At 43.0% G+C, this 26,801-nt stretch carries 23 protein-coding genes; 16 read left to right on the forward strand and 7 right to left on the reverse strand.

Annotation, left to right across the window (positions count from 1 at the left end; translation table 11 throughout):
• Position 1 precedes the first annotated feature (1 nt).
• From F6J90_RS15245 to F6J90_RS15255, 3 genes are all read left to right on the forward strand, one after another.
• Positions 2-871, forward strand: coding sequence for a DUF4351 domain-containing protein (locus tag F6J90_RS15245; protein ID WP_293094993.1), 870 nt, complete (start codon positions 2-4; stop codon positions 869-871).
• Positions 872-941: 70 nt separating this feature from the next.
• A complete protein-coding gene (locus F6J90_RS15250) occupies positions 942-1,850 on the forward strand; it encodes a DUF4351 domain-containing protein (protein WP_293094996.1) in 909 nt (302 codons plus the stop codon).
• A gap of 70 nt (positions 1,851-1,920) precedes the next feature.
• The gene (locus F6J90_RS15255; RefSeq protein ID WP_293094999.1) at positions 1,921-2,814 is read left to right on the forward strand and encodes a DUF4351 domain-containing protein; all 894 of its coding nucleotides are present in this window, start codon (positions 1,921-1,923) and stop codon (positions 2,812-2,814) included.
• Positions 2,815-3,015: 201 nt separating this feature from the next.
• Here the strand turns inward: F6J90_RS15255 and F6J90_RS15260 are convergent, their stop codons facing one another.
• Both F6J90_RS15260 and F6J90_RS15265 read right to left on the reverse strand, forming a co-directional pair.
• The gene (locus F6J90_RS15260) at positions 3,016-3,834 is read right to left on the reverse strand and encodes an SDR family NAD(P)-dependent oxidoreductase (protein WP_293095002.1); all 819 of its coding nucleotides are present in this window, start codon (positions 3,832-3,834) and stop codon (positions 3,016-3,018) included.
• Between the two features lie 27 nt (positions 3,835-3,861).
• Positions 3,862-4,842 (reverse strand): SDR family NAD(P)-dependent oxidoreductase, encoded by a 981-nt coding sequence (locus F6J90_RS15265; RefSeq protein WP_293095005.1) that lies wholly within the window; start codon positions 4,840-4,842, stop codon positions 3,862-3,864.
• 260 nt (positions 4,843-5,102) lie between these two features.
• On the opposite strand from F6J90_RS15265, the gene F6J90_RS15270 reads away from it, so the two are divergent.
• The 3 genes from F6J90_RS15270 (at position 5,103) to F6J90_RS15280 (ending at position 8,554) form a co-directional block, all read left to right on the forward strand.
• The gene (locus F6J90_RS15270) at positions 5,103-6,545 is read left to right on the forward strand and encodes an NAD(P)/FAD-dependent oxidoreductase (protein WP_293095008.1); all 1,443 of its coding nucleotides are present in this window, start codon (positions 5,103-5,105) and stop codon (positions 6,543-6,545) included.
• 71 nt (positions 6,546-6,616) lie between these two features.
• A complete protein-coding gene (locus tag F6J90_RS15275) occupies positions 6,617-7,510 on the forward strand; it encodes a DUF4351 domain-containing protein (protein ID WP_293095011.1) in 894 nt (297 codons plus the stop codon).
• A gap of 126 nt (positions 7,511-7,636) precedes the next feature.
• Complete coding sequence (locus F6J90_RS15280) at positions 7,637-8,554, forward strand: DUF4351 domain-containing protein (RefSeq protein ID WP_293095014.1); 918 nt, start codon at positions 7,637-7,639, stop codon at positions 8,552-8,554.
• Positions 8,555-8,740: 186 nt separating this feature from the next.
• Here the strand turns inward: F6J90_RS15280 and shc are convergent, their stop codons facing one another.
• A complete protein-coding gene (gene shc, locus F6J90_RS15285; protein ID WP_293095017.1) occupies positions 8,741-10,654 on the reverse strand; it encodes a squalene--hopene cyclase in 1,914 nt (637 codons plus the stop codon).
• A gap of 103 nt (positions 10,655-10,757) precedes the next feature.
• On the opposite strand from shc, the gene F6J90_RS15290 reads away from it, so the two are divergent.
• Positions 10,758-12,074, forward strand: coding sequence for a glycosyltransferase (locus F6J90_RS15290; RefSeq protein ID WP_293095020.1), 1,317 nt, complete (start codon positions 10,758-10,760; stop codon positions 12,072-12,074).
• Positions 12,075-12,461: 387 nt separating this feature from the next.
• Here F6J90_RS15290 and F6J90_RS15295 read toward each other — a convergent pair whose 3' ends face one another.
• A complete protein-coding gene (locus F6J90_RS15295) occupies positions 12,462-13,127 on the reverse strand; it encodes a hypothetical protein (RefSeq protein ID WP_293095022.1) in 666 nt (221 codons plus the stop codon).
• 720 nt (positions 13,128-13,847) lie between these two features.
• Here F6J90_RS15295 and F6J90_RS15300 point away from each other — a divergent pair.
• Positions 13,848-14,621, forward strand: coding sequence for a hypothetical protein (locus tag F6J90_RS15300; RefSeq protein ID WP_293095024.1), 774 nt, complete (start codon positions 13,848-13,850; stop codon positions 14,619-14,621).
• A 44-nt stretch (positions 14,622-14,665) separates the two neighbouring features.
• Here F6J90_RS15300 and F6J90_RS15305 read toward each other — a convergent pair whose 3' ends face one another.
• Positions 14,666-15,418 (reverse strand): hypothetical protein, encoded by a 753-nt coding sequence (locus F6J90_RS15305; protein ID WP_293095025.1) that lies wholly within the window; start codon positions 15,416-15,418, stop codon positions 14,666-14,668.
• A 204-nt stretch (positions 15,419-15,622) separates the two neighbouring features.
• On the opposite strand from F6J90_RS15305, the gene F6J90_RS15310 reads away from it, so the two are divergent.
• Positions 15,623-17,407, forward strand: a complete 1,785-nt coding sequence (locus F6J90_RS15310; RefSeq protein ID WP_293095027.1) for an iron uptake porin — start codon at positions 15,623-15,625, stop codon at positions 17,405-17,407.
• A 396-nt stretch (positions 17,408-17,803) separates the two neighbouring features.
• Complete coding sequence (locus tag F6J90_RS15315) at positions 17,804-18,760, forward strand: ribonuclease Z (RefSeq protein ID WP_293095029.1); 957 nt, start codon at positions 17,804-17,806, stop codon at positions 18,758-18,760.
• A gap of 221 nt (positions 18,761-18,981) precedes the next feature.
• Here the strand turns inward: F6J90_RS15315 and F6J90_RS15320 are convergent, their stop codons facing one another.
• Complete coding sequence (locus F6J90_RS15320; protein ID WP_293095032.1) at positions 18,982-21,246, reverse strand: bifunctional (p)ppGpp synthetase/guanosine-3',5'-bis(diphosphate) 3'-pyrophosphohydrolase; 2,265 nt, start codon at positions 21,244-21,246, stop codon at positions 18,982-18,984.
• A 513-nt stretch (positions 21,247-21,759) separates the two neighbouring features.
• Between F6J90_RS15320 and patD the strand changes: the two genes are divergently transcribed.
• The 3 genes from patD (at position 21,760) to F6J90_RS15335 (ending at position 24,445) form a co-directional block, all read left to right on the forward strand.
• Positions 21,760-22,134 (forward strand): heterocyst frequency control protein PatD, encoded by a 375-nt coding sequence (gene patD / locus F6J90_RS15325; RefSeq protein WP_293095034.1) that lies wholly within the window; start codon positions 21,760-21,762, stop codon positions 22,132-22,134.
• A 377-nt stretch (positions 22,135-22,511) separates the two neighbouring features.
• Entirely contained in the window at positions 22,512-23,336 is an 825-nt protein-coding gene (locus F6J90_RS15330; protein ID WP_293095037.1) for a DUF4114 domain-containing protein, read from the forward strand.
• 662 nt (positions 23,337-23,998) lie between these two features.
• Positions 23,999-24,445 carry a hypothetical protein gene (locus F6J90_RS15335; RefSeq protein ID WP_293095039.1) on the forward strand — a complete coding sequence of 149 codons (447 nt, stop codon included), beginning with the start codon at positions 23,999-24,001 and terminating at the stop codon, positions 24,443-24,445.
• Here F6J90_RS15335 and F6J90_RS15340 read toward each other — a convergent pair.
• Complete coding sequence (locus F6J90_RS15340; protein ID WP_293095042.1) at positions 24,430-24,612, reverse strand: hypothetical protein; 183 nt, start codon at positions 24,610-24,612, stop codon at positions 24,430-24,432. The genes F6J90_RS15335 and F6J90_RS15340 overlap by 16 nt on opposite strands.
• A gap of 83 nt (positions 24,613-24,695) precedes the next feature.
• Here F6J90_RS15340 and F6J90_RS15345 point away from each other — a divergent pair, with 83 nt between their 5' ends.
• Genes F6J90_RS15345 through F6J90_RS15350 form a run of 3 tightly spaced genes read left to right on the forward strand, consistent with a single transcriptional unit; the run spans position 24,696 to position 26,753 of the window.
• Positions 24,696-25,928 carry a transposase gene (locus F6J90_RS15345; protein ID WP_293095045.1) on the forward strand — a complete coding sequence of 411 codons (1,233 nt, stop codon included), beginning with the start codon at positions 24,696-24,698 and terminating at the stop codon, positions 25,926-25,928.
• A 37-nt stretch (positions 25,929-25,965) separates the two neighbouring features.
• Positions 25,966-26,151 carry a 2OG-Fe(II) oxygenase gene (locus tag F6J90_RS43595; RefSeq protein ID WP_366513802.1) on the forward strand — a complete coding sequence of 62 codons (186 nt, stop codon included), beginning with the start codon at positions 25,966-25,968 and terminating at the stop codon, positions 26,149-26,151.
• A gap of 23 nt (positions 26,152-26,174) precedes the next feature.
• Positions 26,175-26,753 (forward strand): 2OG-Fe(II) oxygenase, encoded by a 579-nt coding sequence (locus F6J90_RS15350; protein ID WP_293095048.1) that lies wholly within the window; start codon positions 26,175-26,177, stop codon positions 26,751-26,753.
• Positions 26,754-26,801: the final 48 nt, after the last annotated feature.

Raw genomic sequence — 26,801 nt, forward strand, 5'->3', positions numbered from 1 at the left:
CTTGGCATACGATAATATCTGTAAATATCTCGCCGAAAACTACCCAGCTGATTTGGTCAGGTGGATTCATGGTATTGATGTGACTGAAATATCGGTTTTGAAAACTGAGTTAAATACCGAACCGATTCACGCCGATTCCTTGACGCTGCTGCAAACGGCAAATCAAATATTGCAGTGGGAATTTCAAACCCTGCCAGCTTCCAAGCCATCCCTACCATTGCGCATGCTCAAGTATTGGGTCAGACTCAAAGAAAAGTATAACTGTCCCATAGAGCAGGTAGTGATATTTCTCAAGTTCACCACCTCATCTAAAGCTTATACTAACCAGTTGCTGGAGGGTAACACCAGCCATGGCTATCGAGTAATCAGGATGTGGGAGCAAGACCCTGAGCAATTTTTGGCCAATCCCGCCTTATTGCCTTTTGCCACTTTAGCATTCAGTGAGTCTCCTAAACGATTATTAGAGCAAGTGGCGGCAGCAGTGGATAGGATTGAAGAACCACTAGCTTTTACTAACATATCCGCTTGTACCCAGTTACTAGCTGGTTTGCGGTTCGACAAAGGGTTGATAGGAGAATTATTTCCGGAGGAAGTGATGCAAGAGTCTGTAATTTATCAGAAGATAATTCAAAAAGGACATCAACTGGGTTTACTCGAAGGAAAACGCGAAGGTTTACTGGAAGGAAGGCAAGAGGAAGGGTACGCGATCGTTATACGTCAACTGACCCGTCGGTTTGGTAATGTTGAGGATCAGCTACTTGAGGGGATTCAAAAGCTTTCTGTTGCTCAATTGGAGGAGTTGAGCGAGGCGCTGTTGGATTTTGAGACCATCACAGATTTGACGGTATGGTTGACTGAGCATCAGCAATAAAAAATGCCTACGCTTTTTTTAACCAAATCCTGTAAACTGGGCCAGGTAGTCTTAACCACAGATAACTACTTTGGCTTACGATAATATTTGTAAATATCTCGCCGAAAACTACCCAGCTGATTTGGTCAGGTGGCTTCATGGTATTGAAGTTACTGAAATCTCGGTGCTCAAAACTGAGTTAAATACTGAACCGATTCACGCCGATTCCTTGACCCTGCTGCAAACCGCTAATCAAATCCTACAGTGGGAATTTCAAACCCTGCCAGCTTCCAAGCCATCCCTACCATTGCGAATGCTCAAGTATTGGGTCAGACTCAAGGAAAAGTATAACTGTCCCGTTGAGCAGGTAGTGATATTTCTGAAGTTCACCACCTCATCTAAAGCTTATACTAACCAGTTGCTGGAGGGTAACACCAGCAGCCATGGCTATCGAGTAATCAGGATGTGGGAGCAAGACCCTGAGCAATTTTTGGCCAATCCCGCCTTATTGCCTTTTGCCACTTTAGCATTCAGTGAATCTCCTAAACAATTATTAGAGCAAGTGGCGGCAGAAGTGGATAGGATTGAAGAACCACTAGCTTTTACTAACATCTCCGCTTGTACCCAGTTACTAGCTGGTTTGCGGTTCGACAAAGGGTTGATAGGAGAATTATTTCCGGAGGAAGTGATGCAAGAGTCTGTAATTTATCAGAAGATAATTCAAAAAGGACATCAACTGGGTTTACTGGAAGGAAAACGCGAAGGAAAACTCGAAGGAAAACGCGAAGGTTTACTGGAAGGAAAACGTGAAGGAAGGCAAGAGGAAGGGTACTCAATCCTTAGACGTCTGATTACCCGTAGGTTTGGTAATGTTGAGGAGCAGCTACTTGAGAGGATTAAAAAGCTTTCTGTTGTTCAATTGGAGGAGTTGAGCGAGGCGCTGTTGGATTTTGAGACCATCACAGATTTGACGGTATGGTTGACTGAGCATCAGCAATAAAAAATGCCTACGCTTTTTTTAACCAAATCCTGTAAACTGGGCCAGGTAGTCTTAACCACAGATAACTACTTTGGCTTACGATAATATTTGTAAATATCTCGCCGAAAACTACCCAGCTGATTTGGTCAGGTGGCTTCATGGTATTGAAGTTACTGAAATCTCGGTGCTCAAAACTGAGTTAAATACTGAACCGATTCACGCCGATTCCTTGACCCTGCTGCAAACCGCTAATCAAATCCTACAGTGGGAATTTCAAACCCTACCAGCTTCCAAGCCATCCCTACCATTGCGCATGCTCAAGTATTGGGTCAGACTCAAAGAAAAGTATAACTGTCCCATAGAGCAGGTAGTGATATTTCTGAAATTCACTCGCTCAGAAAAAGTTTATACTAACCAGTTGCTGGAGACTAACACCAGTCATCGCTATCGAGTAATCAGGATGTGGGAGCAAGACCCTGAGCAATTTTTGGCCAATCCCGCCTTATTGCCCTTTGCCACTTTAGCATTCAGTGAATCTCCTAAACAATTATTAGAGCAAGTGGCGGCAGCAGTAGATAGGATTGAAGAACCACTAGCTTTTACTAACATCTCCGCTTGTACCCAGTTACTAGCTGGTTTGCGGTTTGACCAAAGGTTGATCACAGAATTATTTCCGGAGGAAGTGATGCAAGAGTCTGTAATTTATCAGAAGATAATTCAAAAAGGACATCAACTGGGTTTACTTGAAGGAAAACGCGAAGGTTTACTCGAAGGAAAACGTGAAGGTTTACTCGAAGGAAAACAAGAGGAAGGTTACTCAATAGTTATACGTCAACTGACCCGTCGGTTTGGAAATGTTGACGACCAGCTACAACAGGGGATCCAAAAGCTTTCTGTTGCTCAATTGGAGGAGTTGAGCGAGGCGCTGTTGGATTTTGAGACCGTCACAGATGTAGCTGTGTGGTTGGCATCCCATCAGCAATAAACAGGATGCGTACACATCCAAGCTCACTGGCATGCTCCCACACTTCCTACCTAGGTGCGCTTGACCCATTAAGAATTAAATTCCCCACGGGTCGCACCTCTTTTAAGTGTGGGCTTCTCGCCAAACCCAGCCCTTGCTTGTGCCTATTCCCTACTGCCTGTTTCCTGTTCCCTGTGCCCTGTTACCTTTGCTATATAAATGCTATAAATCGGCTTTTGGCTTCCGATTGAACCCATTAAAAATCAAGTTTAATAATTGGGGAAAAAAACGTTTAATAACTGAGATACTTTTTGCTATTCGATCAGGAAAAATCTGAGGTTTATTATCAATGATTGCTTTAATCGTTTCGCCGATGACCTTAGCCGGATCAGTTATTATAAAGTCAGGCAACCCCTGATTTTCTTTGGCAAGGGTTCCATACTGTTCCGACTGGAGAATGGGGGTACGGCTGAAAAAGGGATAAACAGCTGTAACCTTGACGTTATAAATTTTAACTTCATTTAAAAGCCCTTCGCTGAATCCTCGCAAGCCGAATTTACTAGCAGTATAATGGGCCATTCCCGCCGGTGCTATCCAGCCAGCAGCAGAGGAAATATTAACGATGTGACCTTGGCGACGCCTAATCATATCGGCGGCAAATAGAGAACTTAATCGCATTGGTGCCAGCAGATTTACCTGCATCAGCCTTTCCCATTTTTCCGCAGGCACTTCGTCCATGCGACCAAAAAGCCCAATGCCAGCATTGTTGATCAAAATATCGATTGGTATTCCCAGGTCTTTAACCTGCTGATAAAGGGTTTCGCATCCGTCACGTTCAGAAAGATTAATCCCGAGAAGAGCAAGTATATCCCCAGTTTTAACCTGCCGTTGAATAGCCTCGGCACGCTCTTTAAGAAGAGTTTCATCAAGATCAGTGAGGATCAAACGGCTACCAGCTTCTAATAATTGCCGAGTCAGTTCCTGACCGAATCCACCGCCAGCACCGGTTATCAGTACAACAGCTCCATGGAGATTGCTCATCTAATTGTTCTCAATTTTTGCTATCGGTTAAATTTTAGGAGATTGGAGAATTCCCCATAGTAATAAAAACCAGGGTACATTAATGTTAGGTATCAGCGACGCATATTTTATTAATGGTGGCCAAAACATTGGAGCTATAAAACGTAGAGAGCGTAGTGATACCGGACGTAACCCGTCTTGATCTATGATCCCATAGTGCTCAGCCAGTTCTGCAACAACTCGAACGCGGCCTGTAAACTGCATTACAGTTGGGTCTGCAGCAAGGGCAGCAATAACGCGCCCTGTTAGTAAGGGAGTTTCCCAATTATAGCCTTGAGAGATCAGTCGGCTTTGCTGATTGCCAGGTTTATCTTCTGCCATTTGCAAAGCCAAACTGGAAATATGCTCGGTACCAACTATGCCTGGCCAAATCGAAAGGGACGCTACATTATATCGCTTCAGTTCAACAGCCATATCAGCAGCAAGTCGATCACAAGCGGCTTTACCCGCTCCATAGGCGGCACCAAAGATGTAAGACATCCCCCCCCAAGATGAGATGGTGCAAATCAGCCCCTGCTGACGCTGAATCATCAGTCGAACTGCAAAAACACTGGCAATATAATGGCTGCGGAGACCGACATCATTGACAGGATCCCAAAGATTCTCAGCGCATTCCCAAAATGGTTTTTCGTATCCATCCTTCAATGCCTGCACTCCTGAAAAGGCATTATTGACCAGCAGATCCAGTTGTCCCTTCTGCTCGTCTTGAATCCGTTCAAAGAGTAAGCGCACTTGTTGGTCGTCGCTATGATCTACCATGACCGGAATACAAATCCCACCAGCATCTTCCACAGCTAATTGGGTTTCCCTAAGACTACCGGAAACTCCCTCTGTGACATTGGAACTGTCGAGACTACGACCAGTAATATATACCGTAGCACCTGCCTCGCCAAGGCCAATCGCAATTCCTTTACCAATACCACGGCTGGCACCCGTGACTAAGGTTATTTTACCTTCAAGGCTTCCCATAATTACTTTTTTTGATATTGACTTAATTCATGTTAACATATTTTTAACAGTTTATGGTTAAAATTTATCTCTAAATATCGATTATTGCTAAAGGCTTCCCATAATGATTTTTTTTGATATTGATATTAATTCATGCTAGCATTGTTTGGAAATTTTATGGTTACTATTTATCTCTATTAGTCGATTATCGATCAAGGGAAATATCGAACTAAATAATAAAACGAATAATTACCAGTAAGTATCCTATTAAAATAGGAAAAATGCAAGTAGTTATTATCGGTGCCGGGATGTCTGGTATCTGCATGGCTATTAAACTTAAAAAAGCCAAAATAAATTTCGTTATTCTAGAAAAATCATCTCAAATTGGAGGGACTTGGCGGGATAATAACTACCCAGGATGTGCCTGTGATATTCCAGCTCATTTATATTGCTACTCTTTTGAGATGAAACATGATTGGAACCAAGTTTATCCCTCTCAGCCAGAAATATTTAAATACTTAGAACACTGCACAAGTAAATACAATATTTATCCCCATATCCGTTTTAATCAAGAAGTTATTAGTGCCAATTTCAATGGCCAAAATTGTCTCTGGTATGTTAACACAGCTGAGAAGGAAACCATAACAGCTAATATACTGATTAGTGCCTGGGGAGGTTTAAATTTACCAAAATTACCGAATTTGAATAGCTTGGAAACCTTCAAAGGAGTCTCGTTTCACTCAGCTAGATGGAACCACAGCTTTGATTTAACTGATAAAACGGTGGCAGTTGTAGGAACTGCAGCCAGTGCAGTTCAATTTATCCCAGAAGTTGCCAAAAAAGTCAAACAACTATTCATTTTTCAAAGAACTCCTAACTGGATTACTAACCGAGACGATCGGACTTATTCAGCCCAGATGCAATGGTATTTTAAAAATTTACCTATTCTGATGCAACTCCACCGGGGATTACTATACTTACGTAATGACTTAATCAGTTTTTCCCTATTCACTACTGGAAGTTTTATTAGTAAGTACCTACGAAAACAATTGGAAAAACGCATACACCAGGAAATTGCTGACTACCAAGTAAGGGATGCGGTTATGCCCAGCTATCAACCAGGTTGTAAACGAATTTTAATTAATAACGACTTTTATCAAAGCCTAAACCGAAAAAATGTAGCCTTGATTACAGATAACATAGAAAGCATAACTACTGATAGTCTGGTTACCGAACCAGGAAAAGACTATAAAGTTGATGCTATTATCTATGCTACAGGATTTAACTCTTTGTCCTACAAAAAAATAGATATACGTGGTAAAAACGGAGAGAGTATAGCGGAGATATGGGGCAACGAACCAGAAGCGTATCTTGGTATTTCTGTTCCCAATTTTCCTAACTTTTTTAGTCTTTTAGGACCGAATACTGGTTTGGGTCATAGCTCGGTAATCTTAATGGTAGAGTGCCAAGTTAATTATATTATTGGCTGCTTGAATAAAATGCTCAGAGAAGACTGGAAATCTCTGGAAGTGAAGGAGGAAGCAATGAGACGTTATTATCAGGATTTATGGAAAACTATGGAAAAGAGGGTGTGGACAAAAGAAAACTGTATGAGTTGGTATCAAAATAAAGATGGCAGAGTATTTGCTTTGTGGCCTGGTAATACTATCCAATATTGGTGGGCTACAAGAAAACCAATTTTCGATGACTATATTTCTACCTAGCTTAGTTGCTTAGGTTTTTTTGACCAAATCCTGTAAACTGGGCCAGGTACTGTTAACCATAGATAACTACCTTGGCTTACGATAATATCTGTAAATATCTCGCCGAAAACTACCCAGGGGATTTGGTCAGGTGGCTTCATGGTATTGATGTGACTGAAATCTCGGTGCTCAAAACTGAGTTAAATACCGAACCGATTCACGCCGATTCCTTGACCCTGCTGCAAACCCCTAATCAAATCTTGCAGTGGGAATTTCAAACCCTACCGGCTTCCAAGCCATCCCTACCATTGCGCATGCTCAAGTATTGGGTCAGACTCAAAGAAAAGTATGATTGTCCCATTGACCAGGTGGTGATATTTCTGAAATTCACTCGCTCAGAAAAAGCTTATACTAATCAGTTGGTAGATACTAACACCAGTCATCGCTATCGAGTAATCAGGCTGTGGGAGCAAGACCCATTACCATTATTGGCCAATCCTGCTTTATTGCCCTTCGCCACTTTAGCATTCAGTGAATCTCCGACAAGATTATTAGAGCAAGTGGCGGCAGCAGTGGATAGGATTGAAGAACCACTAGCTTTTACTAACATATCCGCTTGTACCCAGTTACTAGCTGGTTTGCGGTTCGACCAAAGGTTGATCACAGAATTATTTCCGGAGGAAGTGATGCAAGAGTCTGTAATTTATCAGAAGATCATTCAAAAAGGACATAAACTTGGTTTACTTGAAGGAAAACGTGAAGGTTTACTCGAAGGAAAACGGGAAGGTTTACTCGAAGGAAGGCAAGAGGAAGGTTACTCAATCGTGATACGTCAACTGACCCGTCGTTTTGGTAGTGTTGACGACCAGCTACAACAGGGGATTGAAAAGCTTTCTGTTGCTCAATTGGAGGAGTTGAGCGAGGCGTTGTTGGATTTTGAGACAGTCACAGATTTGACGGTATGGTTGACTGAGCATCAGCAATAAAAAAAGCGATGCTCTCAAAGAGCCCCTACACGAACGCGATTGGCCTACGGCCACGCTAAAAGCGATCGCTTTTTTTGACCAAATCCTGTAAACTCGGCCAGGTAGTCTTAACCACAGATAACTACTTTGGCATACGATAACATATGTAAATATCTCGCCGAAAACTATCCAGCTGATTTGGTCAGGTGGCTTCATGGTATTGAGGTGACTGAAATATCGGTGTTAAAAACTGAGTTAAATACCGAACCGATTCACGCCGATTCCTTGACGCTGCTGCAAACCCCTAATCAAATCTTGCAGTGGGAATTTCAAACCCTACCGGCTTCCAAGCCATCCCTACCATTGCGGATGCTCAAGTATTGGGTCAGACTCAAAGAAAAGTATAACTGTCCCATAGAGCAGGTGGTGATATTTCTGAAATTCACTCGCTCAGAAAAAGTTTATACTAACCAGTTGGTCGATACTAACACCAGTCATCGCTATCGAGTAATCAGGATGTGGGAGCAAGACCCTGAGCTATTTTTGACCAATCCCGCCTTATTGCCCTTTGCGACTCTGGCATTCAGTGAGTCTCCAACCAGATTATTAGAGCAAGTGGCGGCAGCAGTAGATAGGATTGAAGAACCACTAGCTTTTACTAACATATCCGCTTGTACCCAGTTACTAGCTGGTTTGCGGTTTGACCAACGGTTGATCACAGAATTATTTCCGGAGGACGTGATGCAAGAGTCTGTAATTTATCAGAAGATAATTCAAAAAGGACATAAACTTGGTTTACTCGAAGGAAAACGTGAAGGTTTACTCGAAGGAAAACGGGAAGGTTTACTCGAAGGAAAACGGGAAGGTTTACTCGAAGGAAAGCAAGAGCAAGGTTACTCAATCGTTAGACGTCTGATCACCCGTCGGTTTGGTAATGTTGACGATCAGCTACAACAGGGGATCCAAAAGCTTTCTGTTGCTCAATTGGAGGAGTTGAGCGAGGCGTTGTTGGATTTTGAAACCATCACAGATTTGACGGTATGGTTAGCTGAGCATCAGCAATAAATAGGATGCGTGGAAATTAAGAATGAAGAATTAAGAATTGGGAATTAAGAATTGGGAATTAAGAATTAAGAATTGGGAATTCTGCCTTCTGCCTTCTGCCTTCTGCCTTCTGCCTTCTGCCTTCTGCCTTCTGCATTCTTCATTCTTAATTCTTCATTCTTAATTCTTCATTCTGACCAACAACCTTCAACTTGAAACAGACATTTGATACCGTCCCAAGGCCAACAAGGGGAAATATTGTTGATAGAAGTGGTACTTCAAATAAAAATGACTGGGAAAACCTGTGCCTGTAAACTCGGTTTCATTCCAACTGCCATCGGGCTCCTGAGTTGACACTAAGTAGTTGACTCCCTTCTCAATGGCATCCATTGCCCAGTTACCAGTAGCCTCTCCTGCTGCCATTAAACCTATTAAAGCCCAAGCAGTTTGAGATGCAGTACTGATTCCTAGTCCCTTAAGACTGGGATCATCGTAACTAAGACAGGTCTCACCCCAACCACCATTAAGGTTTTGACATTTAACTAGCCAAGCCGCACCCCGTTCGATACTACGTTGGTGGGTGTGAGGCGCTATCTTTGACAAGGCGGAAAGAGCACTACTGGTGCCATAGATATAGTTAACTCCCCAACGACCAAACCAGCTGCCATCGGCTTCCTGTTCCTGAATCAAAAATGCGATCGCTTTCTCTAACTGCTGGGATTCTATGGATAAATTACACGAACCCAGCATTTCCAGGACCCGTGCGGTGACATCCGCTGTGTTAGGGTCAATCATAGCTTTCAGGTCAGCATAGGGCAGAGAATTGAGCCAGTGTTGATTATTATTAATATCAAACGCCGCCCAACCCCCTTGGTTACACTGCATTGATGCTATCCAAGCCAAGCCACGAGCCATGGCTGCCTGCTTTAGTTTCTGATTAGGCAGTTTCAAGCTATTCAAGGCCATAATCACCACTGGGGAATCATCTAAATCCGGATAGAAACGGTTTTGAAACTCAAAGGCCCATCCTCCTGGTTTCCCTTGGGGATTCTTGACCACCCAATCCCCATAGTCTAGTATTTGCTGCTGCAACAACCATTCTCCACCCCGAACTAAGGCTGGATGATCCGGTTCTAAACCAGATTCCACCATCGCTCGCAATACCCAAGCTGTATCCCAAACTGGGGAAACACAGGCTTGAACTCGGTAGCTGTCAGGGGTTTCAATGGCAAACCGATCAATCGCTTCGAGTCCCCGTTGCACGACCGGATCAGCAAGATCATAGTTGAGACAACGCAAGGCTAACAGGGAATTCAACATTGCTGGAATAATTCCCCCCCAGTCTCCTGTGGCTTCTTGCCTCTCCAAGACCCATTTTTCCGCTGCTGCCAGTCCCTGCTTCCGGAATGGAACTAAATTCGAGTCTTCTGCTAACTTAAATCCATGATCAAGCAGTACAAATAAATCTGTCCAATCGGAATTGCGCGGTAGCTCAAACTTGGCGTGATCAGCTCCTTCGGTATATAACTCGTCTAGATTGATGCTTGGCTGAATCTGAAATACTGGCTTCTGGTCAAAGACAATTAATAAAGGAACTGTACTTCCCCTTGCCCAGCTAGACATTTCATAGATCGTAAAGGGAAACCATTGCGGAAACAACATTATCCAGGGGGGAATCGAGGGAATCCCGCGCCAGCTATAGCAGCCAATCAAGGCTAAATGAAATTTGGTGAAAATCCGGGTTTTGCTGATCCCACCCCGTTTGAGAATAAAATCCCTGGCTCGGACCAAAGCGGAGTCGCTGGCGGGTACCCCTAAAAGGCGCAGTGCCATATAAGCTTCCACCGAACAACTCAAATGCCCACCATCGCCATAGAAAAGTTCCCAGCCACCGTGTTTCCGCTGTTGAGAACGCAGATAGGCTTCCGCTTTATGTAAAGGTCGTTGTTTGTCAGTTCCCCAAATTTTATGGAGTAGGATAATTTCCGCCGTTATGGTGACATTCGATTCTAGTTCTGCCCACCAGTAACCATCGGGATATTGCTGAGCGAGTAGATAGCTTTGGCTATTTGCGATCGCTTCTGTAACCCCTGAGTGTACAATCCTGTCTTGGGTTTGCATGTTTTACCGTTCTACTTCACACACCAGATTCAAAGGTGCGCGCACCTTTGGTTACGCTATTTTGCTACTTGTAGTGGAGAATTAGCAATAGGTATCAATACAAATGGATACAATCGGATTAGGAATCACTGTTCTATCCTTAGGGATTTGGATCGGATTACTAGGATTTCGGGGTCAGTTTTGGCGAGCAGACCAACGGCTGGTTCTAGAGACGTTCCCTACCGGGTCTCTAGGTCAAGGGGAATCCTTACCCAAGGTTTGTGCTGTAATTCCAGCTCGTAATGAAGCTGAGTTGCTCCCCACGACATTGCGATCGCTTTTAGCTCAAGACTACCCTGGCTGCTTGACGGTGATTCTAGTGGATGACCAAAGCACCGATCAAACCTGCACCATTGCTCAAGCCCTTGCCCAGGAAAGCAACCAATCCTCCGAACGATTCCAACTAGAAGTATTATCCGGTCAAGAGTTACCCCCTGGCTGGACTGGTAAACTCTGGGCCTTAGAACAAGGGATTCGTCATGGGCAGCAGCAAAACCCTGCTCCAGATTATTTTTTATTTACTGATGCTGATATTGAGCATGATCCAGCCAATCTCCGTCAACTGGTTACCAAAGCCGAGATGGAACACTTGGATCTAGTTTCCCTAATGGTGTTGCTCAGATGCCAAGACTTTTGGGAGCGACTACTTATTCCTGCTTTTGTGTTCTTCTTTCAAAAACTGTATCCCTTTGCTTGGGTCAATAACCCCACAAAATCTACTGCGGCTGCCGCTGGAGGATGTATTTTAATTCGCCATCAAGCCTTAAACCGCATCGGTGGGATTGAGGTGGTGCGTCAAGCATTAATCGATGATTGCGCCCTCGCTCAAGCAGTTAAATCTAGTAATACAGGAAGTTTCGCCCCCCTAGCCCCCCAATTTTGGGGGGTACAAAACTCTCAAAGTCCCCCAATTTTGGGGGATTTAGGGGGCTTTAGCAAAACCAATCAGCAACGCCCTGGCTTTGGTGGCATTTGGTTAGGGCTAAGTCAATCAACCCGCAGCTTACGACCATATCCTTCTTTAGCCAGTATCTGGAATATGATTGCTCGCACGGCTTTTACCCAACTAGAGTATTCCCCATGGCTATTAGTAGGTACGGTGATGGGAATGACCTTAATTTATCTAGTAGCCCCGATTGGTTTGATCCTTAGTGTTTTGACTGGACATTGGCTGAGTGCGATCGCATCTCTGGTGACATGGTTACTGATGGCTTTAGCTTACTTACCCACACTGCGTCTATATCAATGTTCTCCTCTGCTGGGATTTTGCTTACCTGGGATCGGGTTGCTCTATACCCTGATGACTATAGATTCAGCATGGCGACATTGGCAAGGAAAGGGGGGGGCTTGGAAAGGAAGGGTTTATTCGGTTGAGGGTTGAGGGTTGGAGGTTTAATGTTGGAGGTTGGAGGTTGAAGGTTGGATGTTGAATGTTGGAGGTTGAATGTTATAGCAGTCGAAGAATAGCTTAAGACATAGTTTTGTTACCAGAGCCGCTCTTATCTATTACCTATTACCCTTTCCCTAACTATACTTTAATGTCTATAATTCCTTTCTACTATCCCTAATGCTTATTTTTTATTAACTGGAGTTTAGACTAACTTGGGTCTCTCAAGACCTCAACACAGGAGCAGGTCTGGCGTTGCAGAACAAATGAACTATGTACCATCAGAGCAAGCTAAAACCCATGAGGGGGCTAGAGATTTAGTACAAATGTTCGGCATTTGTGACATGCTCCTGTGTTGAGGTCAATATCGAACTAGCTCAATTAGCGGTATTTACGAGCAAAAGAGCCACTAACCATTAGCCCAGCTATCACTAAAACAGAAACTGTTGCTGGGGGTTCTGGGATAGATTCGCTTACAGATTTGCTTGTAAAGTTGACCTTCGCAGAGACACCTATATTTGTAAAGTCACTACCCTCGCCAATTTCTATCAGTAAACCGCCGTTCTCAAACTCGATGGGTCCAGCAATACCGGTGCCAAATACATCAGCAGGGTCCAGGGAAAAACCTGGTGCCAAAACTTGAACATTGGCAAATGCATTTAATTCGTCTGAGCCATCCAGACTTGCGGAGGTAATGATGCTGTTATCGAACTTGAAATAATTGCGATCAAATCGACCCGCAGGAACAATCGGATCCGTCGCACCGGAATTATCCACCAGGGTAAGAGCGAGGGAGGTGTCGCTGATATCAATGTCATAAAAGCCAATAAAGTTAGAAAATTCGACATCATCGGTGATAGTTTCAGGGCTGGAAATGCCGAAAAAAGTCTGAACTCCACCTGTAATAACAGAGTCCTCAAAAGTGTTCACAACTGTTGCCGAATCTCCTAACACAACTGCTTGAGCAACTTCTGGTTGTAGCAAAGAGGTACTTATCCCCAGAGAAATAGTTGCGATTGCCAAAATATTGATACGGTCAAATTTCAAGTTCATCATTGTCTTAATAGTACAGTTTTTTTGTTGTAATTAATCAAGTTGGCTTGACATACTCATCAATAAGCACAAAAGTGCCATCTTATGCCCAGCTTCGTCAGCGCTTTCCGCTATTACGAACAAGGCGATTATAGAAGAAAAAACTTAAGCAATTTTAGAAAAATAAATGAAGAAAAAATCTCAATTTATAAAGGTTTAGTAAACCTTTATACCAATCCTATCTGATTTGTGAAATTTAGTGGCCATTCGCGTAGCGTGGCCCAAAGGCCAAGGTTGGAGGTTGGAGGTTGGAGGTTTAATATTGAAGGTTTAATGTTGAAGGTTTAATATTGAAGGTTTAATGTTTAAAGTTTACTGTTATAGCAGTCGCAGTAAAGCTTAAGACATAGTTTTGTTACCAGAGCCGCTCTTGTCTATTACCCTTTCCCTAACTATACTTCACTATACTATTAACTTTTGTTAAGCACTGCATAATCTCCTGAACTTTGACTGAGAAATAAATAGTGGTATTTGAAAATAACTAGGCTCAAAATTAACTCGAAGCCTGAGCAGTAAATGGGCATCTATTGATTGACTCTTCCTTTGCTATTTTAAAAAAAAATTAAAGCTCAGGAAAATCTTGGCTTGTGATATAAAGGCATTCAGCTAATTTTAGTCTCCGTAATTTAAAAAATACCAATAAACACTAGCTGATCCCGACAAAGGATAGGATGTATGTTGGATAAAAATCTAGCAGCTATTTTTACTGCTTTTTCGATCTCTTTAGGTTTAACCATCGCTTTGACTGGTTACCTTCATGCACAAAATCAATTTTATGATGCTAATGTTCCCTTCGTTGCCCAGTCTCTAGACGTATTGACCAATCAGATTGGATTTCCAATTGAGATAGACTTAACTAAAGCACAAATTCGAGGAACGTTGCCAATTGAAAAATTCCGGGAAGATTTAGTTAAATCTATCAATCAATATGATGGGTATTACATCAAAAATACTCGTTATAACAAGTGGAAGATCAACGATATTAATCTTCAGTCTATTGACAATGGTGGAGCAACATTTGCCTTTACCGTCAATTTGCGTAAGTATGAATGCATCAAGATTCCAGGTGTTGGCAGGAAGTGTACTCGCTTGTTTTCTGTAACACCTAGTGGTGATGTGAGTCTTGGTATTGCTATACGTAATAACGATTTACAAGTTGCTTACCGTAACCACAATGTTCGTGGAGAGGGATGGTATTCTGATGCTCTGACTCTTTTTGAAAGTCTATTTCGCAATCAAACAGTTAAAGCGATCAAGAAGGGTTTGGCAAATTTTGATGGTGTCAATTTGATTTACTATCTTAAAGATGCGGGCGTTGATAACAAGTTGAAACCCTATGGATTAACCCTAGATAAACTCGTTAAGGCTGGTGTTTCTATTAACGCCGATGTCACTCCACAAGGGCTGAACTTTGTAATTGATTTACCTAAGACCATAACCCTTGAATAATTTGTTAAGCTGTTAGTTATTAATGCTTAAAAGCTTATTCATATTTATTTTAGCTTTTTTAAAACTTGGTTATTTCTAATAATTTTTTCTATTATATTAATAACATAAGTTCGTTGTCGAGGCACCAAATATTCTGTTTCTATAAATCCTATCACAAAGGATAAGATTCCACTACCAGGTCTAAATGAATAGTCAACTATTTGAGATTCCATTTCAAAATTTCCACTACAATCAGGCTTATAATTAATCTTGTATTGGATATATCCTCGATAGTTTCTATCGATAACTCTTCTTAAGTTTTTTTCGTACTTGATAAATTCCACATCACTAAGCAACAAGTGTAATTCATTAGGTTGAAGCAGTGATTTTCTAATTATACCTCTTGCTTCCGCTTTATGTATCGAGACTTTCTTCAAACTATTAGGGTTACCTATATTTTTGATTTCAAAAACTTTGGCGATTTCTGGGTAATTGTCAAAGTTTTCAGGTAACTTTCCTGTTTTAGTGGGAAGAACGCTAAATAGACTGGCTTCCACTACCATCAATAATATGACTAAGCTAACTGACGCTATTTTATTCAGTCCTAAATTTAATTTTTTAAATAAATACTTACTAGCTATGGGTGTAAATAGTATAAAAACCAACATACTAAGGGCTTTATACTGCTTAAGCGATTCTTGATCATTTAATAATTCGGCTATCCAAGCTCCAATAGCATTAGTTAAGAGTCCTACCACTATAGCTAAGACTACATTATTTAAAAAAAATTGATAAAATTGACGTAAGCGGTTATTCATAAGACAATCGGTATAAGCCAGTTCGAATCAATTTGAGTGTAACAACAGCGGTTGGATATCTAACTCCTCTCCCCCCACACTTCCGACACTTCCCGCTTAACCCTAATCTAAAAAACTACCCCTGTTAGCACCACCCTACTGGGCAAATTGCTGAAATTTGCGCCAATATAATAGTTTCGGTGTGAAAAGTGAACTATCTAACCAATGCCCAAACTGACTTGGAGCTTGCCCCATGTAACTCCAGCTGCGATCGCTGCAGCGTTTCTACTAACTCCCAATGGTCTAGCCAATGAATCTCAACCAAAGTCAACAACCGCCCAGGAATTATCCATAGCAGTAGAGTTACTTCCCCCCATCTCTGTGGGCGTGATGGATCAGGTGACACCTGCTTCCCAGTTGTTACCAGGGTCACCAATAACAGAATTACCAACAAGTACACAAGAGTTTGACCATGAACTAACTCCCCATATCGAACCCAATATCGAACCGATCGATGATCCGATGGCTCAGGTCACATCAGTATTCCAGTTATCGGATGTGCAGCCCACAGATTGGGCATTCCAAGCCTTACAATCTATCGTAGAGCGCTACAGTTGCATGGCAGGATATCCTGACAGTAGCTATCGTGGCAATCGTCCCCTCAACCGTTATGAATTTGCTGCTGCTCTCAATACCTGTTTCGATCAGCTCAGTAAGGTGATTGCTGCTCCCGATTTGTCATCTTCCTACTTTAAAGAAGATCTAGACGCAATCAAGCGTTTGCAAGGAGAGTTTACCGTGGAACTAGCTCGACTGCGTGGTAACCTCGATGCTGTCACCGCTCGTACTGCTGAAGTGGAAATAACTGAGTTTTCCACCACGACTAAGCTCAATGGCGAAGTAGACTTTATCCTAATTGACTACTTCACTGATAATAAAGCTGCCCCTTGTTGCAGTAGCCCTACTCAAGACGATAGTCTCACCACTACATTCACAGGTCAAGCCCTATTATCCTTTGATACCAGTTTCACCGGTAAAGACCTGTTACGCACTAGAATCGATAGCTCAGATGTGCCTGAATTGAATAACCCCCTTGATGGCACAGACATGACTCTCTATGACTTTGAGACAGATACTGACCAGGAGTTTGTCTTAACCGAACTATATTATCGATTCCCGATTAGCGATCGCATTCAAGCTCATATTGCAGCAGCCGGTCTGTCAGCCGATGAGATTACAGACCCCCTCAATCCCGTCTCAGCCCTCTCCCGTTTTGGAGTACATAACCCAGTTTATCGCCTAGCTGAAGGTGGTGGAGCTGCTATTCGTTATCAATTTAATGACTCAATTAGAATCAGTGTAGCTTATTTAGGTAGTGCCGCTAGTATCTCTAATCCCACCGAAGGTAATGGGCTATTTAATGGTCAATTTGGTGCTTTCACTCAGCTAACCTTAACACCAAATCAGCGTTTAGGGATTGGATTGAATTATGTCCATTACTATTCTCCTGAACCCAACTCAGGAGTTGATGTCACTGGCAGTACTGGCAGTCAATTTTCCCAAGCACCCTTTGGTGATCAAACCGCTACCTCCGCTAATGGGTTTGGTTTACAAGCGAGATATCGATTTAGTCCTGGTTTTACCCTTGGGGGTTGGCTTAGTTATATCAATGCCAACGCCGAATCCTCTCCCCGCCAAAGTGGTTTGGATGGCTCAAAGGGGGCTAAAGCTGATATTTGGACTTGGGCGATAACCATGGCATTTCCCGATTTAGGCAAAGAAGGCAATGAATTAGGTTTCGTTTTTGGAATGCCCCCTAGACTAGCTGAAAATGATATTAAAAGTCGTCAAGATTCAGATGTATCCTATCACTTAGAGACTTTTTATCGCTACCAAATTAATGACAACATATCCATCACTCCTGGTCTATTTGTAATTATATCTCCAGAACACAACAGTAACAATAATAGTATAATAGTACCAATGCTAAAAACTAAATTTATTTTTTGATTTGTTTGTTGATTTAGTAATATAGCAATCCTAAATACAGCGTTTTTAAAAACTATAAGGTATATATAGCAAGTCTTATACCCATGAGGTACAAATCTCTGGGTTTTAGGGAGCAGGGAGCAGGGAGCAGGGAGCAGGGAGCAGGGAGCAGGGAGCAGATAAGAGAAAAGAGGGAAGAGGCAAGAGGGAAAAAATAATCTGTACCTCATAGCTACGATAAACGCTATAGGATTTTTTCCGACTTCCAACTTCCCTACTCCCTACTCCCTACTCCCTACTCCCTACTCCCTACTCCCTACTCCCTACTCCCTAAATACGTTCAAAGGCATTGCACATTAAGCATGATCAGACTCAGGCTGTGTACTATATATAGAAGAAGATTCAAAAACAGGCTGCGTGGAAATTACATTTTTAGGAACTAGCTCCGGAGTCCCAACGCGATCGCGCAATGTGTCCAGTGTAGCGCTGCGCTTACCTCAGCGTGCAGAAGTCTGGCTGTTTGACTGTGGCGAAGGTACTCAGCATCAACTTTTGCGGAGTGACCTGAAAACCAGCCAGATCAGACGAATGTTCATTACCCACCTCCATGGCGACCATATTTTTGGTATCCCAGGTCTGTTGGCAAGCTGTGGCTTAGCGGGAAACATCGACAGGGTTGATATTTATGGACCACCGGGTTTAGATAGTTATCTCCAAGCTTGCCTAAAATACTCTCGCACCCATTTGGCATTCCCCTTCAAAGTTCACACGATCAAACCTGGTTTACTCTACGAAGACCAGGAATTTACCGTTAGCTGTCTACCCCTGGAGCATCGTGTGCCAGCCTTTGGCTATCGAATATGTGAAAAAGACCGACCGGGCAGGTTTAATGTAGAAAAAGCGATCGCATTAGGAATTCCCTCGGGTCCCCTTTACGGTAAACTCAAACGGGGAGAAACGATTACCCTACCTAATGGCCGTGAGATTAAGGGCATTGAATTGTGTGGAGCACCCGAAACTGGTCGTAAAGTAGTTTATTGTACCGATACTATCTTCTGTGAGCAGGCCATTGAACTGGCAAAGGATGGGGATGTGTTGATTCACGAAGCTACTTTTGCCCATCAAGACGCTCAGATGGCTATTGAGCGCTTACATTCTACGTCTACCATGGCAGCTCAAGTTGCCCTTGGTGCAGGAGTCAAACAGCTAATTATGACCCATTTCAGTCCTCGTTATGCTCCAGGAAACCCCCTGAGGTTAGATGATTTGCTTCAAGAAGCACGGGCAATTTTCCCAAATACCATCTTAGCCTATGATTTCTTCACCTATGAGGTACCTAGACGACGTTCAGAAGAAAAAGAAGTGGTTTGTTGAATCTTGACTGTTGAGTGTTACCTGTTGAGTGTTACCTGTTGAGTTGAATCTTGACTGTTGAATCTTGACTGTTGAGTGTTACCTGTTGAGTTGAATCTTGACTGTTGAATGTTAACCTTCTAACTAACTTTCAACCTTGGCCTTTCGGCCACGCTACGCGAACAACCTTCAACCTTCAACCTCCTAACCTCCTAACCTTTAACCTCCAAACCTTCTTACCTTCAATGACATTCCTCCACCTGAGAAACACGCCGGATATTTAACACATCGCTCATTTGTTGGATTTTGGCGAAGCTGCGCTTGAGTTGTTGGTGATTGAGAATATCAATGCACAGGTCAATTAGAGCTGGTCTGCCATACTGAGTTTTGACTTGAGCCTTACGGACATTAATGTTTTGGTCACTTAGGCGAGATAGAATGTCTTTGAAGACACCAACCCGGTCAATCACTTCAATTTGCAGATTTACTGGGTAGGTTTGGGGACGTCCGTTATCGATATCAGTGGGATTCCAGCTGACCGGTACTAGTCTTTCTCCTAAAACATTTTCCACATTGACACATCCTTGCCGATGAATGGAAATCCCCTTAGTGCGAGTGACTACCCCAATGATAGATTCTCCCGGTAAGGGGTTACAACATGCAGCAAGGCGATACATTAGTCCTTCTACACCAGCAATAGGATGCTTCTTACCAGGAAGTTGGGATTGGGGATGAATGGGGGTAGAGCTAGAATACTCTTGAACCACTTCACTTTCTTCTGGCTCATTGTCTAAACCAGCGTGTAGTTCTTCCCGTAGTCGTTTCACTACAAAGTTGAGTGTCACTGCACCGTGACCCAAACCAGCCAGTAAATCCTCTACTTTGTGGTAGTTACAGCGCTCCGCCACAATTTGCATTGGTGCTGATTTGAGCAAGGCTTCAAATCCTTTTTTCCCAAGTTCCTTCTCTAAGAGTTCCCGACCCCGAGCCACATTTTCTTCCCGATGCGATCGCTTAAACCATTGCCGAATACGATTTCTGGCACTAGCTGTTACCACAAAGTTGAGCCAATCTAGACTGGGGTGAGCGTTTTTGGTAGTGAGAATTTCTACGATATCCCCATTCTTTAGAGGACAATCTAGTACCCGCCATTCGCCATTAACTCGTACACCAGCACAATGGTTTCCCACCTCGGTATGAATCCGATAGGCGAAGTCTACGGCAGTTGCTCCCCGGCTCAAAGCGACTACATCACCATCTGGTGTAAATACATAGACATCTTCATCAAATAAGTTATCTTTGATGTTTTCCATGTATTCCTGAGCATCTTTCAGGTCTTTCTGCCATTCCAATAACTGCCGCAGCCAAGTCAGCTTTTCATCATCAGCCGTGAATTTGGTAGTATTAGAGCCACCGGTTTCCTTATACTTCCAGTGAGCAGCAATACCCCATTCCGCCACATGGTGCATTTCCAGGGTGCGAATTTGGACTTCGATCGGGCGACCATTAAACCCAATCACTCCCGTATGGAGAGATTGATAGCGATTGGGTTTGGGTAAACCAATATAGTCTTTAAACCGACCTGGAATTGGTCTGAACAGATCATGAACAACAGCTAAGGCTCGGTAGCATTCCTCTTTGGTTTCCACAATCACTCGCATGGCAGCAATATCATAGATTTCATGAAACCCCTTGTTTTGCCGCTGCATTTTCTGATATATTCCATAAAGGTGCTTGGGGCGACTACTAATATCAACGCAATGAACACCGGTTTTCTCAATGCGCTCTCGCAACAGTTCTGAAACTTCCTTCAGCCGCTGTTCCCGGTCTGAGCGTCTTTCTGCTACCAATGACTGAATTTCCCGATAAGCATGCCTTTCGAGATACTTAAATGCCAAATCTTCTAGTTCCCACTTAAAGCGACCAATTCCTAAGCGATTGGCTAGGGGGGCAAAGATATCTCGGGTTTCTTGGGCAATCTGACCCTGTTTTTCTGGCTTCAAGTATTCCAAGGTCCGCATATTATGTAATCGATCTGCCAGTTTTACAACGATTACCCTAATATCTGCTGCCATGGCGAGGAACATCCGGCGGAAGTTCTCGGCTTGACGCTCAGTTTTACTGGAGAAGTTGAATTTAGATAGTTTGGTTACCCCTTCTACTAAATTTCTTACCTCGACTCCGAACCGAGATTCTATTTCTTCTGGAGTAATTTCCGTATCTTCAACTACATCATGCAGGAATCCAGCCGCTATCATAGTAGAGTTGCCTCCCAAATCCCTTAATAAATCAGCCACTGCAATCGGATGGGCAATGTAAGGCTCTCCTGATTTGCGGTACTGACCTTCATGGAGTTGGTAAGCAAATTTAAATGCCTCAGCGATTAACAAAGTATGATCACCGACTGGTTCATCTGCCGCTGATGAGGCTGCTTTTAGGCAATCTTGCAGCCAGTCAGGGATATTGACGTTAAAATTCAAAATAGAGTATGTGGCGATCGCGTCCATAATTATTTGCCCCTCAGAGAAAAAAATAGATACCGGAGTCTAGGAAAACCGAAGTAATGCAAAAAGAGTACTGACTCAGAAGGGTGGCAAGGCTGTCCATGCAGCCAAACCCTTCTGAGCAAGCAATCAGTGTCAGTAAAGCTTCCTTTCACCCTCCTTTTTCGTCAAGCCAGAATGCTGTCCGGATGCTCAAGTTCAAAGAGATGGAAGCTTGCTCCAATATTTATCCAATATTTAAGTGGCACAGCCAAATTGTTGGTTTGGTAACTGCCCCCGGTGCCCTTGACCTTGGCGAATTAAATTCGCTATAGGTGCGCGCCTCCAAGGGCGAGAGGGATTGCTCGCGCCCTTGGGTCGCACCTCTTTGTGCGTGTTCCAAGGCCGTGAGGGATTGCTCACGGCCTTGGGTCGCGCCTATCGGCAAAGCCGACGCGGGGCGCGTTCGGGTCGCACCGCTGTCTTTAAAAAGAAAAAATTCTTTACATTTATAATTTTACGCTAATACGGCTCACAATGTTATCTGAATTACATGATCAAGCATTACGGGAATTCCAACAAGCCCTAGAACAGATGTACTGCCAAGTTGACCCTGATGATTTGCCCCGATCAGCAATTCAGGAGCAGTTTCAAGCACTAAAGGGGCTGTTCATCAGTCAGATCGCTAGTATTAGTGCCTCAGACATACCTCTGGATTATGTCTCTCGATGGCAGTCCCTAAAAACGGAAATTTACAAACAGATGCGATTATTGGAAAATGACCTGATGCTTCTGCAGGCATCCCGGAGTCCTAGGACAGCCAAATTAAGGCAGAAGGGAATATGCGATCGCATTCAGACCCTGATTCAGTACTGCCAAGGGTGGTTGCAACAATCTCAGGAACAACCATAATACTCCTACCGTAAGCTATCAGCTATCAGCACCTCAAGTATCAGCGATTTTGGGCTACAGATGGTGCTATCAGCTATCAGCACCTCAAGTATCAGCACCTCAAGTATCAGCGATTTTGGGCTACAGATGGTGCTACAGATGGTGCTATCAGCCAAAGGCTGACGGCTGATGGCTGACCGCTGACCCCTGACCCCTGACCCCTGACCGCTGAATGCTTATAAATTTATACAAAAGTTAAACCTGACATCAAATCTTCATAAACGCGATCGCATACATCGGATAGAGACACTGATAAATAACAGGGAATGCACAGAAAAAACCGCTCTATACTCCCTAATCTCTAAAACCACTAAGTCTCTATCAGGTAAGTCAATCTAATGAAATATAAACTGCTTTCTGGATTAATGGCGACCGCTACTGTTTTAGGAGTTTTGTGTTCGGCCAATGAAGCATCTGCAAGCACAAATGGATCTGATGTATCTCAGCAAGAATACGATCAACAGTATAGCAATTCAGGGAATGACTTACCAAAACTAACCTATGAGGAGTGGCAACACTTTAACGATATCGTGAATCCTGAAAGAGTAAGGATAGATCAACTGGATTTGCCTGAAATCGATTTTGATAATCTGCGCTGGGAAAGTGGTGCGAACGATGTGGAAGTCTTTTTTATCAACGAAGGAGCCGGTTTCAGAAATCAACTATTTTATTCTGTGGATGGTGGTAACATTAAAGAAATAGTTTTTGATGATGTTTCCTCTCCCTTGAGCATTCTCCCTAACGGCGATGGTCCTTTGGCACTTGGTCAAGGTGTGAATGTGGGTAATTTTGCCGGTAACACCTTTATTGAGTTTTTCCTACTTTCCGATGGGTACAATGGTGGTCATAACTACTTTGGTTTCGATCCCCAAGAAAACCCCGACGGATTCAATCATCTCTTGGGTTATGAAGTTGAATTTGGAGGGGATAAGTTTGTGATGCTAGGATTTGAAGACGATTGGATATCCCAGCAAGCCCATGAGTCAGGAGATCAAGACTTTAACGATGTTGTCTTTGTTGTCAAGGGACTCACAGACACACCACCGGGCTCACCATCAGGAAGTGTATCCACACCAGAACCAGGAACTATAGTGGGTACGCTGTTTGCCTTCGGAGTTATGGGGTTAACCTCAGTAAAGAAGCGGCAAGGTAAAAAATCCTAGTAATAAGACTGAGGGAAAAGAAGGCTACAAATTGTTGGTTGGTAATTGGTAATTGGTAATTGGTCATTGGTAATTGGCTTACTATTTCCCATTATCCATTATCCATTACCTATTACCCATTACCTATTACCAGAACGTAGTCGTATTCGTAGTTATCTTGTGAATCGATAAATAGACAAGATGAATAACAAATAGTTTGTAGGAATACAGAAATGTTTCCTACAAACTATTTGTGTTTACCGCTATCAAGAATGGGTGCATCTCAGTTGTGTTGTTTGACTCGGTAAAATCCAGATTTTGGGTTTTACCGAAACATGATTCAATAGTGATGCCCAGGAATATTAGACCTCTTGCAAAAATAAATATGAAATCAAAATCTATCCCTTTTGCCTTTTGCCTTTTGCCTTTTGCCTTGTCTTCACCCAGGTTGATCAGACTTATGCAAGAGGTCTATTGAGTGATTGTATGGTCAAACCAGGGGGAAAGTTGACTGAAGAATGGATTTTATGCTATCAGTCTAGTGATTGTATGATCAAGCCAGGGGGAAAGTTGGCTGAAGAATGGATTTTATGCTATCAGTCTTATGCTCTGCATCTTCAGCTTAACCCTCCTGGAGGTTTTGGTGTTCAAGAAAGAGTTTTTAGAGGCTAGAAGAAACTTAGATGTTGGAGCTTAGTTCTCAGTATAGTGATTTGCGCTATAAGTTTGCCAAGTATGGAGTCTTGGTTATAACCCTAAATGAAACTCCAATGACCGCTGAAGACTATCAATGTATTCTTAATATTTCCTGCAAGACTCCTACTCGCTCGGTTTCTGTGGGTGACAGAGGCGAAACTCATAACTTAGAAGTGGGTCGTCTGAAGACCGATACACCTTATCTACAAACTCTTACCTCTACTGCCCCAGTGATTGAAAATATCCTCCTGAAGGAGCCAATGAAGGCCTTTTTTCAGTTCATAACCTCTGCTAAATTTCTGGAAATTCGACGCATTCAGTTGAATGTTATGAGACCTGGAGGCTATATTGGTGCTCACTATGATAATGATTCCGATCCACTGCGACATTTAGCAGAAACCGCGAGAAGCCCCACATCTCAATGTGCAGCATGAGTGTGGGATGAATCGCGGACAGAGTCTCTCGGATTCGGCACAGCCGACGCTACGCGAACGGGGAAACGAGTTATCAAGCTCCTAAGTAGTGATGACTGAGTCATTCCCCTTCGTTCTGCTTCTTGCTCTAATTGCTTTTTCTCAAAATCGGTAAGTCTAATTGTCATTTTTATTGTTTTCATTATGACTGGGGGTTTGACTAGCTGTATACTAGAATAGTAACAGGTCGATAAGCTAGAGGACAAGCAAAATGAGAATTGCGTACCAATACCGATTAAAGCTAACAAAAGAGCAAAGAGCTAAGATAGATCACTGGCTTTCGATGCTTTGCTCTCAGTATAATTATTTATTGGCAGATCGCTTCAATTGGTACGAAAACAATCGATGTCCAGTAAATGCCTGTCCTCTTGTTTGTCACCTTCCTCAACTAAGAAACAATCCTGACTATTACAGCCAAAAGAAAACTTTACCCAATCTCAAAAAGACTCACCCTTGGTACAAGGATATACACTCCCAAGTACTCCAGGATGTAGTAAAAAGAGTAAAATTAGCTTTTGATCGATTTATTAAGGGAGATAGTAACGGAAAGCGAAGTGGAAAACCTAGATTAAAAAAACAACACCGCTACCGTACGTTTACCTATCCTCAAATGAAGGAATGGTGCTTGGAAGGCAATGTAATTAACCTACCTAAAATAGGTAAAGTCAAGGTTGTACTACATCGCCCTATCCCTGATGGATTCAAGATTAAGACTGCTTCTGTTACTAAAAAATGTGATGGTTATTACCTGATATTCTCCCTAGAAGACAAGACAATCCCCGAAATTAAGCCTGACATTAATCCTGACTTAATAGTTGGCATTGATGTTGGTCTTAAGGAGTTTTTGACCACTTCTGACGGGGAGTCTGTTGAAATTCCCCAATATTACCGAAAGGCTCAGAAAAGATTAAGGGTTATTCAAAAGCGGGTCTCTAGACGGAAGAAAGGAGGAAGTAACAGACTTAAAGCTATCAAACAGCTCGGTTTACAGCATAAAAAGGTAGCGGACAAGCGGAAAGACTTCCACTTTAAAACCGCCAATTACTTGCTGTCAAAATATGATGTGGTTGCTCACGAAAAGCTAAACGTCAAAGGACTTTCCAGATCCCGATTGGCTAAATCTGTGTTAGATGCTGGGTGGTCAAGCTTTCTGACAATCCTGACAAGCAAAGCCGAGAATGCTGGCTTGTTGGCGGTTCCAGTAAGTCCCAAAAATACTTCACAGAATTGTTCCAATTGCGGTAAAAAAGTTCCTAAAAAGTTGCATGTACGATGGCACGATTGTCCTCATTGTGGGTGTAGTCTCGTTCGCGTAGCGTGGCCTACGGCCAATCGTGACCATAATGCAGCAATAAATATAAAAAACAGAGCGGCAGGGCAGTCCGTTCTTAAAGCCCAGCGCCTCTTAAGGGATGCCCGGATTGGCGCTTGTTGCCTACACTGAACTCAAAGAGTCAGTGTAGGAGCTGTCACCAATTATTATTCATCTTCAGGAAGCTGATGAAGGTGGTGATCTAGTTGTTTATGATGAAGGAGGGTCTACCAATGTATATCATCCTTTGTCAACTCAGATGGTAATCAGTGCAGGTGATCTACTCCACGAGGTGACTCCTGTTGTCCGAGGGGAACGACGGACTCTTGTAGCTTTTCTCTCTATGAAACATTAAATTCTCCCATAGGAAATTATCTGATGTCTATTGTTGTAAGCCCTCAACCCCCTCATCAACATTTAATGACCTTCCCTGGAGTTCTCTCTATCAGAGAGTGTGTTGATCTGGTTGAAGATGCAGCGAAGCACGAGTTGGAAGAAGCAAAAATTCGTGTCGGTCATGACTACTCTAAGCAAGTAATTGACCGTTCTTATCGATGGGCACATCTTCTCAACATCCCTCAATTAACTGAGTATAGTTGGCTTTATCAACGCCTAATCGCATGTGCAGATCAGGCTAACGAGGTATTCAACTTCAACATTGAGAGGGAATTTTCAGAACCAATTTTTCTCCTACGTTACGGGATCGGAGGTCATTATAAGGAACATACTGATGTCAACAAAGGTGTAATTGGTGGACGCCGTATCAGCATTGTCGTTCAACTTAGCCCACCTGAAGACTATGAGGGGGGAAGTCTCATCTTTAGGAAAGCTGGACAAGTGGCTAGCACAGAGCAAGGCTCAGCAACACTCTTCCCATCCAGTTGGATTCACCAGGTACAGCCGGTTACACGAGGAACCCGCTTTGCTCTAGTAGCTTGGATTAATAGTCCCAAGTGAAATTGACACTCCCCGCCCGCTTATGGACGGGGATTCTTGATTCAACGA

The sequence above is a fragment of the Moorena sp. SIOASIH genome (genome assembly GCF_010671925.1).
In the GTDB taxonomy this organism is placed as follows: domain Bacteria; phylum Cyanobacteriota; class Cyanobacteriia; order Cyanobacteriales; family Coleofasciculaceae; genus Moorena.